The following is a 15,322-nucleotide window of genomic DNA, read 5'->3' on the forward strand; positions in this document are numbered from 1 at the left end:
CTGCCATAGGTAAACGCGTTGGCAGTGTCGTGCGCTGTGCTTGCTATGGCTGTTTAGTGGGCATAGTGGTTCGCGGCATCATCCATATTGCTGTATTTTATTAAGCAAATGGGTTACTTAGCACGTAAAGTTCGCTCCAGCCAGTCTAAAAAAATATGCGCTTCCACTGAAAGCGTCTTCCCAGAACGTTGTACTAAATAGAATGATTCACTGGCTTCTACCTGTTCTGTCAGCGGTGCGACTAAACGCCCATCGGACAGCATGTCTTCGACCATAGAAGAGCGGGCCAGTGCAATTCCCATTCCCAGTTCTGCCATGCGCAATGATGCTAAAAGCGTATCAAGCTGCATGCCCCGTGAAGGGTCCACCTGTGTCTCATTCATCATCGATAACCAATATCCCCAGCCTTCCTCATAGCCCAATACATGCAACAAAGTATGCGCCGACAAATCAGAGGTTGAATGAATCGGTGAACGTTCTAATAAGTCGGGACAGCAGACTGGGAACAAGCGATCCCAACTAAGGCGCTGAGAGACGTAACCGGGCCATTGACCGCTGCCCCACCGAATTTCAAAATCGTCATCAACTTCCGAGTCTTTCACCCAAAGAGAGCTGATGTAACGAATGTCGATGTTAGAATGCAATGCATGAAAATCGGTCAGTCTCGGTGCTAACCAATGTACAAAGAAAGATAAACTTCCACGAATTTTGACCGGAGTTCTTTGGTCTTGGCTAAACAGCTCATTCGTCGCTGCCGCCAGCCGAGAAATAGAGTCTTGCACCACTGGAAGGTACGACATGCCTTCGTCAGTAAGTGCTAACCCACGAGGAAGGCGAGTAAATAACGCCACCCCTAAATGACCTTCTAATAAACGAATCTGTTGACTGACGGCACCTTGAGTCAAATGAAGCTCTTGCGCAGCCTTAGTAAAATTTAGGCTGCGCGCAGCGACTTCAAAGGTTCGTAACCAGTTTAATGGGGGCAGTGACTTTGAGTTCATGCGGTCTTCAACCATCGCTCGAGAAAAATACGAGGCGTTAGAGTACCTGACCTAAAAAGCGTTGCAAGCGCGGATGCTCAGAATGAAAGAAACGCTCTGGGGTTTCTTCTAATACCAGCTCCCCCTCTTCCATAAACACCACTCGATCGGCCACTTCACGGGCAAACCCCATTTCATGAGTCACCACGACCATGGTCATACCTTCACGAGCCAGCTCTTTCATGACGTCCAATACTTCCCCTACCATTTCTGGGTCAAGGGCACTGGTGGGCTCATCAAACAGTAGCGCTTTGGGCTTCATAGCCAAGGAACGAGCAATGGCGACACGTTGCTGCTGACCTCCCGATAAGCGGGACGGGTAATTATTCATACGATCGGCTAAACCCACGCGATACAACAAATCCCGAGCACCTTGCTTGGCCTCTTCTTTACTCTGATTCAGCACCTTCATAGGCGCCAACATGACATTGCCAAGCGCCGTTTTATGGGGAAACAAGTTAAACGATTGAAACACCATCCCCACCTCTGTACGAACAGCATTGATATCTGTACGTGTATCAGTCAAATCCACTTGATCTAATAAGATGTTACCTGACGAAATGCTTTCTAGCTGATTCAATGTACGCAAGAAAGTAGATTTTCCCGAGCCGCTTGGCCCAATGATAACAACCACTTCACCGCGCTGAATGTCCAATGACACATCTTTCAACGCATGACAGCCATTAGGGAAGATCTTGTTTACTTTATTGGCTTTGATCAGTATCTGCGAGTCTGGCTGTGTTAAATGATCAATCACTGGCTGATAACCTCTTTTCTAAACGCTGAATAACCAGTGACAAGCCTCCCGTCACAACCAAATACAAGGCGGCTACAGTAAACCACACTTCAAAGGGTGCAAAGCTACCGCTAACGACTTCCCGACCGGCTTTGGTTAAATCGGTTATCGAAATAACTGAAACCAAAGATGAGTCTTTAATCAAATTAATAAACTGTCCCGCTAGAGGCGGCAAAGTACGTTTAATCGCCTGTGGCATAATGACATACGCCATCGCCTGTACGTAGTTCATACCCAGAGATCGAGCGGCTTCCATCTGCCCAACTGGAACCGACTGTATTCCAGCACGCACAATTTCAGCAACATAGGCACCAGTAAAAATGGACAATGCAGCGACACCGGCGGTGAAGCGGTCTAAATCGAATACCGTGCCAATAAAAAAATAGACAATAAATATTTGCACCAATAATGGTGTACCGCGAATGACTTCTACATACGTCACCGCAAGGTTACGCCATACTTGCCCATGAGCCACTCTCATCAAGCCAAACATAACGCCCAATAAGACAGCAAAAATCAGCGAGATAAAGGATATTTTAATGGTGACCCACAAGCCTTCAGCAATCGGGCCAAAGCGCCAACCGTCAATGCGAGCAACGGTATCGCCTTGAAAGATTAAGTCGCCATTTCGAGAAACCAGCGTGTCGTACCTTTCGATTATCTGTGGGTCATCACCATAATCAGGTGTAATGGATAAACGACCTGAAGCATCCACTACGGCTGTGCCATCTGTCACCGCCACAATATCGTGGGATTCCGTATTAATAATATAGGGCCACAAGCGTTCCCAGTGCCATGTGTAATCGATTTTCTGACCTGCGAAGTACACACCAGAAATCAATATCGCCATGATCACAAGATAAATACCGTGCCCCAGCCAACGTGAAGATTGAGTTTGCATGAGCTCTCTTAAATACAAAAAGAGCCTATAGAATATAGACTCTTTGAAACACTACAAATGACGTAGCAAGGTTATTGGATACTATCGACCCACGCGTCTGACTTAAACCACTTGTCATAAATCCGGTCATAAGAACCGTCTTTCTTGATTTGAACAAGATAGTTATTTAAGAAGTTAATAAAGTTCGGATCATTTTGGCGAATCGCCCAACCTAATGGCTCATAGGTAAACGATTGGTCCAAATGCACCACATTGTCTTGATGCTGTGAGGCATACAAAGCGTTGTAAGGAAGATCATAGACAAACGCATCGGCTTTGCCATTAGCTACTTGAAGCACAGCGTCTGCTGAGGTTTCAAACAAATCTAGTTTTGCCTTCGGGAAGAATTTCTGAGCGGCTTGAGCGCCCGTCGTACCAATTTGAGAAACCAGCGTGTATTTCGGATCGTTCAGATCACGATAAGACGTCACTTTACCTTCTAATTCGGGCTTAATTAGCACCGTTTGACCAATTTCAATGTAGGTATCGGCAAACATGACTTTCAAGTTACGCTGAGGCGTGATCGCCATACCGCCAATGATGATGTCACATTTACCCGTTTGCAAAGCAGGAATAATACCATCCCATGCAGTATTAACAGGAGTGAACTTAACGTCCATAGAACGTGCCATATGCTTTGCAATATCAATATCAAAACCGATAAAACGACCGTCTTTGGTCTTCATTTCAAAAGGAATGTAGCCCGCTTCAAAACACACTTTAAGCTCACCGCTTGACAGTATGTTATCAATGGCAGGTTCGGCTGCATAACTGCTGCTAGAGAATAGGGCTCCAACTAGAGCTAAGCCTGACACGGCTTTTTTCAAACCAAATTTCATATCATTCCTCGTTTTTTTTAACCGTTTCAATGAAGGCGAAACAGACATAAGTAGGGAGTATTTGGCGGATAATATAACGGAAATCGAAGGGCTAGAGTAATCATGGAATCCACCCCTTAGACCCTGTTTTTTTAATGGGTAACGATAGTTTTTTAATGACTAAACCATTATAAACGCAAAAAAGCTAAATAGACCCAAATATTATGATCAAGCTCTTTTCCATCTCTTATTCCGTGGTTAGAATGCCCGCATTCAAAGTAATGGGAACGGTTATGCAATCAATCACAATTTTAGATGGCGGCATGGGCCGCGAATTAGAGCGTCGTGGTGCTCCTTTTAAACAACCAGAATGGTCTGCTTTGGCTATGATGGAAGCGCCAGAGATCGTTAAAGACGTTCATAAAGCGTTTATCGAAGCTGGCTCGCGTGTCATCACCACTAACAGCTATGCGTTAGTGCCATTTCATATTGGTGAAGACGTATTTCAGCAACGAGTAACAGAACTGGTGATTGAATCTGCTCGAGTCGCCCGTGAAGCTGCGAATGAGTCCGATGCTGACGTCAAAGTGGCAGGCTCTTTAGCACCTTTATTTGGATCTTACCGTGCCGATTTATATGAAGCCGATCGCGCCGAGCAAATTGCTCGCCCTATTATTGAAGCTTTGGCACCACATGTTGATCTTTGGTTAAACGAAACACAAAGCTTGCTTGCTGAAACACTGCAAGTAAAAGCCTTAGTGGATGAGATCGATGGTCAAAATAAACCATACTGGGTCTCCTTTACGCTTGAAGACGCGGAAGTCACAGATCAACCACGTTTGCGTTCAGGTGAAACGGTAAAAGAAGCCGTTGCTGCCGTGACCAAAGCGGGTGTTAATGGCATCCTGTTTAACTGCTGCCAACCTGAAATCATTGCTGATGCGATTCAAGTAGCAACGTCAGTTCTATCGGACAGCAACCAGCCCGTCCAACTGGGTGCTTACGCTAATGCTTTTCCTCCTCAGCCAAAAGATGCTACCGCAAACGATGGATTAGATGAGCTTCGTGATGACTTAACACCTGACTCATATCTTGAGTGGGCACAGCGTTGGAAAGAACTAGGCGCAACGCTAATCGGTGGCTGTTGTGGTATTGGGCCTGATCACGTAAAAGTCTTAGCAAAACACTTATAATAACAAAGCAGCGTTACCAATCCGTAACGCTGCTCCCCTTTCTTTATGTGCCCCTGCCCTGCGGTATTTTTTATTCATTTACTTTTATCTGTGCATACTTGGTAAATATTGAGTAAGTCAACCAAATTCATTGATGGCATGACTCGGTATTTCGTAAGATACCTAGCAAGCTAACTAAATGAGTTTAATGATGGACAATAATATTGGCTGGAACCTCGCACGAGCCGCTAATAGCTGGCGACATGCGGTAGATAATCAGATGTCCGGCATTGGTTTTACCCAATCCAAATGGATTGCCATGATGCATCTAGATCGTTTTGGCGAAGGTTGTACTCAAAGCGATCTTGCAAGCCAGATGGGCATAGAACAACCCTCTCTTATACGAACCCTTAATCAATTAGAGGCCGCTGGTTTCATCATACGACGTGAGTCTGACGTTGATGCTCGCTGTAAGACGTTATGGTTTACAAACGATGGTAAGCAGCAATTAGCCAAAATGCAGCACATCGCACAATTAGGGCGTTCAGATCTTCTCGATGGTCTATCTAAAGAGCAGCGCGAACTTTTAGATCACGCGTTGCTAACCATTATTTCTAATGCACATAACATGAGTTTTGAAACATAACTATGACGCCTGATATACATTTTAATCGTTGGATGAAACGAGCAATTGCTCTGTTTTTGATTATTTTTGCCTATCTTGTCATTGCTGATGTAACCATTCCAATGACAAGTTACGCGACATTACAACGCCCAGTGTTAAGCATAGCGCCGCAAGTGACAGGAAAAGTGGTTGAAGTCGCAGTGCACAACAACCAACACGTTCAAAAAGGTGACTTACTCTTTAAGATTGATGATTCAGACTATGTTTTAGCCGTTCGCGAAGCAGAGCTATTATTACAGCAAGCTCATCAAAGTAATCAAACGCTTAAAGCAAACATTGCCGAAGAGGATGCCAAACTTGCCTCTGCAAACGTAACGTTTAAGGAGAATAATCGTGAATACCAACGTTTACGAAAGCTGCAAAAGCAACACGTCATCAGTGACCAGCAAGTGGAACAAGCTCAAACACAAGTTCAAGCAAGCCAAGCAAACTTAAAAGCGATAGAAGCTCGAAAAAATGCCATTCTGATTGCGCTTGGTGATGATGAACTCAACAATATCGACGTCAATAATGCTCAAAACTCTTTAGACAATGCCCGTTTAAACTTATCCCGAACAGCTATATATGCCCCCCAAGACGGCGTCATTTCGAACATGCAGTTGGTCTCAGGTATGGTCACTCAAAGCAATCAGCCTCTGCTTTCTTTAGTCGTAACGGGCTATGACCAAGTAACGGCCGACTTTCGTGAAAAAAGCATTACCAACGTTCAACCGGGTACTGCGGCACTGATTGTTTACGATGCCTTTCCTGGTCAGCTATTTGAAGCCGAATTAGTCAGCCGCGATTATGGTATTGCTCAGGGTCAGAGCATGGCAAACGGTGTTCTCGCAACACCTAATGATAGCGATCGTTGGGTGCGCGATGCTCAACGAATTAGAGTTTATATTCAACAAAAAGGAGAGGTACCAAACTCCCTCGTGAGCGGATCTAAAGCCACCGTAATGTTGGAATCTTCAGACTCCGCTGTATTCCGCTTTATTGGCCATCTTCAAATGCGCATTGTAAGTTTACTGCACTATGTTTATTGAGATGCAAGCGAGCGAAAAAAAGCGGTTGTTACGTATAGCATTCGGCACCACCATTGGCTTTTGTATTTGTAAGCTCATGAATTGGCCTTACGGAGTATTCTTTACCGTATTTCCCATGCTGTTATTAGGCATGATCCCTACTTTTAACCGTACTTTAGCAATTGAATTCATTGCCGGAGCGTTTATTAGTGCCGCTGAAATGTGGGTACTTCAAACGTTTTTCAAACCGTTTCCAGTGGCTATGACTTTGGCTGTATTTTTTATCTTTGGCTATCATTTTCGTTTTATGCTGAAAACTAAGTATTTCCTACTATGGGCATCTGGTTTGATAACCCTTTCAACGCTTTTGAATTTTGCCAGCTACGATGCAGGTCAAGCCACTGATATGGTCGTAGCGACTGTATTAGCAGCCATCATTTCAGTAGCAAGTGCTTACTTACTTTACTGGTTAATCCCAGAAAGTGCGGAGAGTGCAAACAGTTCATCAGCAGCAACAAGTCCGACCGCAGCGCAAATCAACCATCGAACACTGTTAGGAGCATCGTTAGCAACGATTTCTTTTTTAGTCTTTCAAATTTTCGATTTGAAAGACTCCTTATCTGCTCAAGTCGCTACTATGCTGATACTCTTTCCGATGACCTATCAAGGGTCCATTGCTAACGCTAAAAAACGCGCTAAAGGTGTGACCTACGGCTGCAGCCTCGCTTTGATAATGCAGATCTTAATGTATACCTTGATCGGCAACTTTTTCTTAGTCGCGATCTCATTATTTATAACAGTAATGATTACCGCATACTTTCACTTAGTCGAGCGCTCAGGTTCAGGGATAGGCTTTGGGGCATTAACGACCATTGGAATTCTATATGGTCAATACTTAACGCCGCATAGTGATATTTTTTATAGTGCAGCATATCGCTTCAGCTCGGTAATCATAGCTATGGGGCTTGTAATAATGACTGCCTATCTCATTGATTTATCATTAAATAAATTTAAATCCACTTGTAATTATAGCTAATATTTTGCTTCTCAAAAAAGCCTCTCCTACAAAATGAGGCTTTTAAAACAACTCCTCCCTCCCCTTAGTTTTTCACAATCCGCTACAAATATTTTTGGAAAGCTTTTCTTTTTTTAACTAAATTAAATAGTAATTTGATTAAAAATAATTAGATGTGTAATTTAAATATACACAATAATTAGAACCCTCAACAATTTATCTCTTCACTTAAGGACATAAGAATGATTAAAAAAGCTTTAATTTCTACTGCAGGCATTCTGTTTGTCAGCACTTCTTTTGCAGCCGAATGCGGCAAGATCACGATTGCTGAAATGAATTGGAACTCCGCTAGCTTGATGGCTAACGTGGACCAATTCATTTTAGCAAACGGCTACGATTGTAATGCTGAACTTGTACCTGGGGATACCATGCCTACAGGTACGTCTATGATTGAAAAAGGTCAGCCAGACATAGCACCTGAACTTTGGACAAACTCGATGAAGGCTGCCCTTACCAAAGGGGTCGATGAAGGTCGCTTAAAGATCGCTGTGAAGTCATTGTCTGATGGCGGAGAAGAAGCCTTTTGGGTACCCAAATACATGGTTGACGAAATGCCTGAGCTAGCAACGATAGAAGGTATTCGACAGCACGCCGATCAATTTGAGCACCCAGAAGACCCATCTAAATCCGCTTTCTATGGTTGCCCTGCAGGTTGGAATTGCCAAATCACGGCTAGAAACTTATTTAATGCATTAAAGCTTGATGAAAGTAACTTTGAGCTCATAGATCCCGGCTCAGGTGCAGGTCTTTCAGGCTCTATCGCTCGGGCTTATGAGCGTCAGCAACCTTGGTTTGGCTATTATTGGGCACCAACAGCCATTTTGGGAAAGTACGAAATGGTTAAAGTCGATTTCGGTTCAGGCATCGATGAACAGCATTATATTGACTGTATTTCTATGGATGACTGCTTAGAGCCTAAAGCCACTATGTACCCACCTTCCCCTGTATATACGGTTACCACAACAGAGTTTGCTGAACGCGCACCAAATGCATATGCCTATCTCTCTAATAGGTCTTTCACAAATGTCCAAATGAATAACTTGCTAGCTTGGATGGAAGATAACCAAGCTGATGGAAAATACGCAGCAGAGAACTTCATGTTCGAACACGAAGATATCTGGTCCAAATGGGTCAGCGAGGATGTGAAAGTAAAACTAAACAAAGCACTAGATAATTTATAGATAAGCGCAACGATTATGGGGGGCCATCGCTCCCCTCCTCTTTTCGAGTATAGTGAGATATGATTTATGGCAGACGCATCCTGGTTAACTGAATTTCCAGATATGAGCCGTCGCGAGTTGCTTACGATCCGCAAGACACTAGACAGTGCCTATCGTGATTTTTCCCGTGAATATGGCGATACTATCGAGTCCCTTTTTGACCCACTTTTGAGCTTTTTGGTCTGGTTTGAAAACTTACTAATACAAACCCCTTGGTGGATAATTCTCTTCGTTATCACAGCCATTGTTCACTTTGCTACACGTTCATGGAAGCTGAGCATCGGTGTCGTCATTTCCCTTATGCTTATCGGCTACTTCGGCATGTGGGAAGATACCATGCGAACCTTAAGCATCATTACTGTCTGTACACTCATGTCGATCGTTCTGGGCATCCCCATCGGTATTTTAATGTCACGTTCTGATCGAGCTCAGTCTATTGTTACCCCTCTATTGGATGTCATGCAGACAATGCCTGCTTTCGTCTATTTGATTCCAGTCGTCATGTTACTCGGTATCGGTAAAATTCCTGGCGTAATCGCCGTCGTAATCTATGCCATTCCTCCTGTTATTCGACTCACCAACCTTGGTATCCGGCTGGTTAGCAAGGAGATTCTAGAGGCCGCTACAGCTTACGGTGCAACGCCCACCCAACGCTTATTTGGAGTACAGCTCCCACTTGCAATGCCAACTATTATGGCTGGTATCAACCAAACTATCATGATGGCACTCGCTATGGTGGTTATTGCTTCGATGATCGGTGTGAAAGGCTTGGGGCAACCAGTACTGAAATCCATTACCAATCAGTACTTTACTCTTGGCTTATTAAACGGCTTAGCCATTGTGGCCTTAGCCATTATTTTCGACCGCGTTTCACAAAGCTATGCGAAACGAACTCAGAGGCATTTAGAGGGGCATGATCATGGCTAGCATAGACAACCCGTTGATTGAAATTGAAGGCTTGTACCAAATTTTCGGGACCACTCCTGAAAAAGTTCTACCTAAAGTGAAAGGCGGTGCCACTAAGGACGATATTTTAGCTGAAACAGGCCATACCGTTGGCCTACAAGATATAAATCTATCCATCGAAAAAGGAGAGATTTTTGTCATCATGGGGCTTTCAGGTTCAGGCAAGTCTACGATGATCCGACACTTCAATCGTTTAATTGATCCAACCGCCGGCAAGATAAAAATAAATGGCGATGACATCATGCAGTTTACGATGAAGGAGCTAACAGAGTTCCGTCGGCACAAAATGTCGATGGTCTTCCAGCATTTTGGACTTCTCCCTCATCGAACTGTCGTCGAAAATGTAGGCTATGGACTCTCTATCAAAGGACAGAAGAAAAGTGAATGGGTTGAGCATGCCAAAACATGGTTAGAAACAGTAGGCTTAGCAGGTTATGAAGAACAATACCCTTCTCAGCTATCTGGAGGCCAGCAACAGCGTGTTGGTCTGGCTCGCGCTCTATGTACAAATGCCGAAATTTTGCTGATGGATGAAGCCTTTTCCGCTCTTGATCCGCTGATTCGTTTCGAAATGCAAAGTCAGTTGATTGAGCTTCAAGAGAAGTTACAAAAAACGATTATTTTCATCACACACGACTTGGACGAAGCATTACGTCTAGGCGATCGAATAGCCGTTTTAAAAGACGGGAAGCTTGTGCAAGTAGGAAAGCCTGTCGATATTATCCTAAATCCCGCCGATGAATATGTCCGTGCTTTCGCTAAAGATGTGAACCGCGCGCGGGCTTTATTAGTTAAAAATGTAATGCAAAGAGCACAACCCCTCGTCGATAATGACGACCCCTATGCAGCAGATGAAGCGCTTAAAGAATATGGCGTAGCATTTAGACAACCAACAAAAGGCAGATTTGAAGCCTATGCAAAAGTATCTGAAAATATTTCAGCATCGTGGTCAGCCGTTCCAACGTTAAAACGAAGTGAGTTACTACAGGATATTTTACCTACCATGCTGCAAAGTAAAGTATCTCTCCCCGTGCTTAATAAGCAAGGTGAGCTATGCGGCTTCTTAAGTCATCAATCTCTAGCTGAAATGCTCGCACTTCAGCCAACGCCTTTGAACTGACCTTATTAAACCTTCCTGAGCTATACATTACAGTAGCTCAGGAAAATAAGTTATGCCCTCCTGATCATTATTCCACGCGGGTAGTTTTTTCATCACGACATCAAAACAGTCACTCTTTAAGAACCGATTAAGCCAATTTTTTAAATATAAGTATTCACTAGACTCAAACCAATCAGGATTCACCCCAGAGAACTGACGTACAAATGGAAAAACAGCAATATCTGCTATCGTCATTTGCTCTCCAAGTAGGTAGGTAGAGTGCTTCAACCTTGTATCTAAGCGCTTCAAGAAACATTCCCCTTTTGTACGATAATAGCTTTCAGGTTGTTCCGGATGTCTATCTGCGTATTTATATCGGTCTAACCAAGGTTTAAAACAATGATCATTAAACCTAATCCAGCTCATGATTTTTGCCCTAAGTGTTGGATCCGTAGGCCACAATTGGCTGACTAGGTCGTCATTTGAAGATGTTTTCAAAGCCCAAAAGATGATGTCTAAGCTTTCTGGAAACCTATCACCATCTACTAGTAACTGAGGAACCGTAGAGCGCCCACCTAATGCCAACAAATCAGCAGGCTTATGTTTAAGTACCACTTCACGAATTTCAACTCTCAACATTAAAGTTGCTAATGTATAGCGTGCTCGTATGGCGTAAGGGCAGCGACGAAAACTGTACAGAACTGCAGACAAAGAAGCTCTCCAAATCAATATGTTACAAAAAACTGCTAAAAGTATATGTTATCAGGCTGAGTAATTAGTCTATTCTGTAGTGACTATTTAGGAATACGACTACTCCCTATCTATTTGCGACGCACTGACTATAGATTAAGCAACAATGTTCATAGAATGAGTAAATAGTATAGAATTTTATCAAAACAAGAGGATCACCTACATGAAAAAACTTACGAAGTTCTTTTCCGCATTAGCTATTGCTCTACCTCTTACGGTCCAAGCTCAAACAGTCGACCTTACTACTATGAACTGGCCGCCATTCTATGGCGATAGTCTAGAAAAAGGCGGTTTCATCTCCGCAATCGTTGACGAAGCACTGGCTGAATCTGGCTATGACAGCACAATTGAGTTTACCGCTTGGCAAACGGCATTAGATACCGTTAAAGCAGGTGATAAAGATGCAATTGTTGGCGGCTACTACTCTGAAGAACGCGCTCAAGAATACTACTTCTCAATTCCAATCTACACGGTATTAGCTGGCCTAATCAAAAAGCCAGACTTCCCACTTAGCAATTACGATTCTTTCGAATCGCTAGACCAATACAGCATCGCTAAATTAAAAGGCTCTGTCATTGGTGAATCTTTTGATAATTTCCCATTCTCTGATCTAAAAGAATACCCTGAAGTTTCTGATGCCATTAAAGCATTAGATTCTGGCGAAGTTCAGCTTTATGCTGACAGTCTAGCGGTAGCAAAAGAAGCGGCTGAAGCAGCTGGCATTGATGCATCTCAACTACAAATTCTTCTACCGCCACTGGAAGAAAATGACCTTTACCTTTTGATTTCAAAATCCATTCCAAATGCAGAAGAACTTCGTGATGCATTTAACAAAGGTTTGATGGAAATTCAAATGTCAGGTCGTTACGATGAAATCCTTACAGAGTTTAACCAGCAGTAAGTTAACTATCTTTCTGATATAGCTACTTCAGCGTAAACTAACTAAAGCCTTCAAAGACTTTCTTTGAAGGCTTTATAATTTTTGGAGCAAGGAATGTTCTCACCCAGTTCTATTTCATTGGTGACTACACCACCAAAATTAAGTGACTGTGACATTGACCATAAAGCATACTCTTTAAAGAGCAAAGAACAGTACCGAAAAAAACTAAAGAAAGCTCAAGAGCTCATGCTGCAAGTACAGCAGGCCTATTACCACCAAGGCAAACGGGCCATCATCATCTTTCAAGGCTGGGATGCTGCCGGAAAAGGCGGGGCGATTAGACGCATTACTGAAAAACTTGACCCTCGTGGTTATCGAGTCCATCCAATCTCTTCCCCAACTGACGAAGAACAAGGCAAACATTACCTTTATCGTTTTCAAACTCGCTTACCTAAGCCTGGAGCTATCGCCATATTTGATAGGTCTTGGTACGAGCGAGTACTTGTTGAAAGAGTGGAAGGTTTCGCATCGCCCTTTGAGTGGCAGCGAGCCTATCAGGAAATTAATGAGTATGAACGTATGTTGATAGATGATGGTGTACGCATCATCAAGGTCTTCATGCACATATCTAAAGCTGAACAACTGAAACGTTTTGAAGAGCGATTGAACAACCCAACGAAGCAATGGAAACTCACAGAAGAAGATCTACGCAATCGCGCAAAATGGGATGAATATGAGAACGCTACAGACGAAATGTTCCAACGCACAGCAACCCTGTCAGCGCCGTGGCACATTATTCCAAGTAACAAAAAGTGGTACGCTCGCGTACAAGTGCTTAATACCATCACTGATGAGCTTTCTAGGGAAGTTGACCTAAGCCCACCTCCAGCTGACGAAGCTGTCGTAAAAGCCGCTAAAGAGCAATTAGGCCTAAAATTACTTTAATTGAAAAGGGCCAATAATTGGCCCTTTTCAGCGGCATTACCACATTAGGTCATCGGGAATCTGGAACTCTGCGTATGGATCATCTTCATCGTCTTCTTGAGGTTGAGCTGTATTTAGTACAAGAATCATCTCCGGTGCTTTCTCAACAATCTTCTCGGCGACACCTTTCGCTAATACTTCGTATTGACCTTCTAACTTAGCAATCGCTAAACGCCCTTCTGATAAGTCTTTATGCATCTTATCTGACACATAAAGCTTTTTAACTTTCTTATCATCTGTAAAGTTATAAGCGATCTCACCGTCATCTTTAGCAACACGGTTCTGAAGGATTAACTGTCGAATTTGACCAAGAATCGCTTTATGCTCAATTTCTTCCTGACGTTGGCGGTTCAGCTCTTTATCACGCGCAGCTTTCTCTTCTTTTTGACGTTTCAGCTCTGCCTGACGAGATAACTCTTCACTGTTATCAACCTGCCCTTTTTTCGCTTTTTGCTTAGTCTGCAACTTTTCTGCTTTTATTTTTTTTGCTTTCTTCTTATCTACGATACCAGCACCTAAGAGCTGCTCTTGTAACGACTTAGCCATAATTTCCTCTACACTGATTCAAGCCTTAATTGGCAGCATTATAGCGCCTTTTTAGTCGCTCGCTAACCATAGTGTTTGTAACGCACAACGATGAAACAGTTTTAGAAAATGAACTCTTTTTTTGAGCTGATAAATCTTATACCTATCAACTAGAGATCTATCTTATTTAACTTGGGCACTGAACTCATTTAATGTGCGTTGTGAGACAGATGTAAACAGGCAGCATGGTTTGTAAAAGGCCTGACAGCAGACAGTCAGGACCTCCTTTGTTGATGTATCTTGTTATAGAAAACGATCATGTATGTACTCACACGCCCATAGCAGCGCTTTGAGAGCCACTTCTGAGTTCGGGATGGGATCAGGTGGTGCTCTGTCTCTGTTTTTCTAAACACCTTCTCTGACTGATGCCATAGGGCACACGCTTTTGATGTCACGCGCTGACGCGTCGAAGTATGAGACAGACGCAAGTGGGGCATAAAAGGGATACTCAATCTAGCTGCGTTGATGCGTTGAGGTGCGGAAAACCGCAGACACAAAAAAGCCCTGACAGCGTGGCTATCAGGGCTTCCTTTGTATGATGCTTGACGATATGTGCCTTTCCTACCATCGGCGATGGTGAACGCCTACGGCATGTTGAGAGCCACTTCTGAGTTCGGGATGGGATCAGGTGGTGCTCTGCCTCTGTTTTTCTGAACGCCTTCTCTGGTCGATGCGAATAAGGCGCACGCTTTTGATGTCACGCGCTGACGCGTCGAAGCATGAGACAGGCGCAAGCGGGGCATAAAAGGAATGCGCAATCTAACTGAGTTGATGCGTTGATGCCTGAGATGAGGAAAATCGTAGACACAAAAAAGCCCTGACAGCATCGCTATCAGGGCTTCCTTTGTATGATGCTTGACGACGACCTACTCTCACATGGGATCTCCCACACTACCATCGGCGATGGCGCCTTTCACTTCTGAGTTCGGGATGGGATCAGGTGGTTCAACGCCTCTATGATCGTCAAGCAAACGGGTTTGCGATCGTTTTGGGGGGCTTCTGTTTGCCTTAGCCAAAACACGCAAGTTCGTGAACTTGAGTCTTTAACAATAAAACTTTTGAAATAGTGATAACCAAGTATCAAACCAGTACCTCCAAGGATGGAGGCAATACTGAAAATTGTCTGGAACAATTTCAGTAGTGTCGTAATCTGTAGTACAGCGAGTATGTTTTCTTCACACTCTTAAAACCATTTTGGTGTTATATGGTCAAGCCTCACGAGCAATTAGTATTGGTTAGCTCAATGCCTCACAGCACTTACACACCCAACCTATCAACGTCCTAGTCTCGAACGGCTCTTTAGGG

Annotated in this window: 15 protein-coding genes and 2 rRNA genes; 9 read left to right on the forward strand and 8 right to left on the reverse strand. The window is 43.6% G+C overall.

Annotation, left to right across the window (positions count from 1 at the left end):
• Window positions 1-113 precede the first annotated feature (113 nt).
• The 4 genes from AYW76_RS02060 to AYW76_RS02075 all read right to left on the reverse strand — a co-directional run bounded on the left by AYW76_RS02060 (window position 114) and on the right by AYW76_RS02075 (window position 3,615).
• Entirely contained in the window at window positions 114-1,001 is an 888-nt protein-coding gene (locus tag AYW76_RS02060) for a LysR substrate-binding domain-containing protein (RefSeq protein WP_067215180.1), read from the reverse strand.
• 37 nt (window positions 1,002-1,038) lie between these two features.
• Window positions 1,039-1,794, reverse strand: a complete 756-nt coding sequence (locus AYW76_RS02065; protein ID WP_456264810.1) for an amino acid ABC transporter ATP-binding protein — start codon at window positions 1,792-1,794, stop codon at window positions 1,039-1,041.
• Entirely contained in the window at window positions 1,790-2,737 is a 948-nt protein-coding gene (locus AYW76_RS02070) for an amino acid ABC transporter permease (protein ID WP_067037227.1), read from the reverse strand. Before AYW76_RS02070 ends, AYW76_RS02065 begins: the two co-directional genes overlap by 5 nt.
• 71 nt (window positions 2,738-2,808) lie before the next feature.
• Window positions 2,809-3,615 (reverse strand): transporter substrate-binding domain-containing protein, encoded by an 807-nt coding sequence (locus AYW76_RS02075; RefSeq protein ID WP_082866057.1) that lies wholly within the window; start codon window positions 3,613-3,615, stop codon window positions 2,809-2,811.
• 272 nt (window positions 3,616-3,887) lie between these two features.
• On the opposite strand from AYW76_RS02075, the gene AYW76_RS02080 reads away from it, so the two are divergent.
• From AYW76_RS02080 to AYW76_RS02110, 7 genes are all read left to right on the forward strand, one after another.
• Window positions 3,888-4,787 carry a homocysteine S-methyltransferase family protein gene (locus tag AYW76_RS02080; RefSeq protein WP_197467746.1) on the forward strand — a complete coding sequence of 300 codons (900 nt, stop codon included), beginning with the start codon at window positions 3,888-3,890 and terminating at the stop codon, window positions 4,785-4,787.
• Window positions 4,788-4,965: 178 nt separating this feature from the next.
• The gene (locus tag AYW76_RS02085) at window positions 4,966-5,412 is read left to right on the forward strand and encodes a MarR family transcriptional regulator (protein WP_082866058.1); all 447 of its coding nucleotides are present in this window, start codon (window positions 4,966-4,968) and stop codon (window positions 5,410-5,412) included.
• A gap of 2 nt (window positions 5,413-5,414) precedes the next feature.
• Window positions 5,415-6,479 (forward strand): HlyD family secretion protein, encoded by a 1,065-nt coding sequence (locus tag AYW76_RS02090; RefSeq protein ID WP_067215092.1) that lies wholly within the window; start codon window positions 5,415-5,417, stop codon window positions 6,477-6,479.
• Entirely contained in the window at window positions 6,469-7,494 is a 1,026-nt protein-coding gene (locus AYW76_RS02095) for a DUF2955 domain-containing protein (RefSeq protein ID WP_067215096.1), read from the forward strand. The genes AYW76_RS02090 and AYW76_RS02095 overlap by 11 nt, the downstream gene beginning before the upstream one ends.
• 221 nt (window positions 7,495-7,715) lie before the next feature.
• Entirely contained in the window at window positions 7,716-8,714 is a 999-nt protein-coding gene (locus tag AYW76_RS02100) for an ABC transporter substrate-binding protein (RefSeq protein WP_067215099.1), read from the forward strand.
• Between the two features lie 66 nt (window positions 8,715-8,780).
• The gene (locus AYW76_RS02105; protein WP_067215103.1) at window positions 8,781-9,680 is read left to right on the forward strand and encodes an ABC transporter permease; all 900 of its coding nucleotides are present in this window, start codon (window positions 8,781-8,783) and stop codon (window positions 9,678-9,680) included.
• On the forward strand, window positions 9,673-10,839 hold the full coding sequence (locus AYW76_RS02110; RefSeq protein WP_067215194.1) for a quaternary amine ABC transporter ATP-binding protein: 1,167 nt from the start codon (window positions 9,673-9,675) through the stop codon (window positions 10,837-10,839). The genes AYW76_RS02105 and AYW76_RS02110 overlap by 8 nt, the downstream gene beginning before the upstream one ends.
• A 27-nt stretch (window positions 10,840-10,866) precedes the next feature.
• On the opposite strand, the gene AYW76_RS02115 is transcribed toward AYW76_RS02110, so the two are convergent.
• Window positions 10,867-11,529, reverse strand: coding sequence for a glutathione S-transferase (locus AYW76_RS02115; RefSeq protein WP_067215107.1), 663 nt, complete (start codon window positions 11,527-11,529; stop codon window positions 10,867-10,869).
• A gap of 202 nt (window positions 11,530-11,731) precedes the next feature.
• Here AYW76_RS02115 and AYW76_RS02120 point away from each other — a divergent pair, with 202 nt between their 5' ends.
• Together AYW76_RS02120 and AYW76_RS02125 are read left to right on the forward strand one after the other, a co-directional pair.
• A complete protein-coding gene (locus AYW76_RS02120; protein WP_067096427.1) occupies window positions 11,732-12,469 on the forward strand; it encodes a substrate-binding periplasmic protein in 738 nt (245 codons plus the stop codon).
• A gap of 93 nt (window positions 12,470-12,562) precedes the next feature.
• Window positions 12,563-13,393, forward strand: a complete 831-nt coding sequence (locus tag AYW76_RS02125; protein ID WP_067215111.1) for a polyphosphate kinase 2 family protein — start codon at window positions 12,563-12,565, stop codon at window positions 13,391-13,393.
• A gap of 36 nt (window positions 13,394-13,429) precedes the next feature.
• Here AYW76_RS02125 and AYW76_RS02130 read toward each other — a convergent pair whose 3' ends face one another.
• The 3 genes from AYW76_RS02130 to AYW76_RS02140 all read right to left on the reverse strand — a co-directional run.
• Window positions 13,430-13,978, reverse strand: a complete 549-nt coding sequence (locus AYW76_RS02130; protein WP_067037240.1) for a DUF2058 domain-containing protein — start codon at window positions 13,976-13,978, stop codon at window positions 13,430-13,432.
• An 892-nt stretch (window positions 13,979-14,870) separates the two neighbouring features.
• A 5S ribosomal RNA gene (rrf, locus tag AYW76_RS02135) occupies window positions 14,871-14,985 on the reverse strand.
• A 236-nt stretch (window positions 14,986-15,221) separates the two neighbouring features.
• Window positions 15,222-15,322, reverse strand: a 23S ribosomal RNA gene (locus tag AYW76_RS02140); the annotation flags it as partial.

The sequence above is a fragment of the Marinomonas gallaica genome, assembly GCF_001639745.1.
Taxonomy (GTDB): Bacteria; Pseudomonadota; Gammaproteobacteria; order Pseudomonadales; family Marinomonadaceae; genus Marinomonas; species Marinomonas gallaica.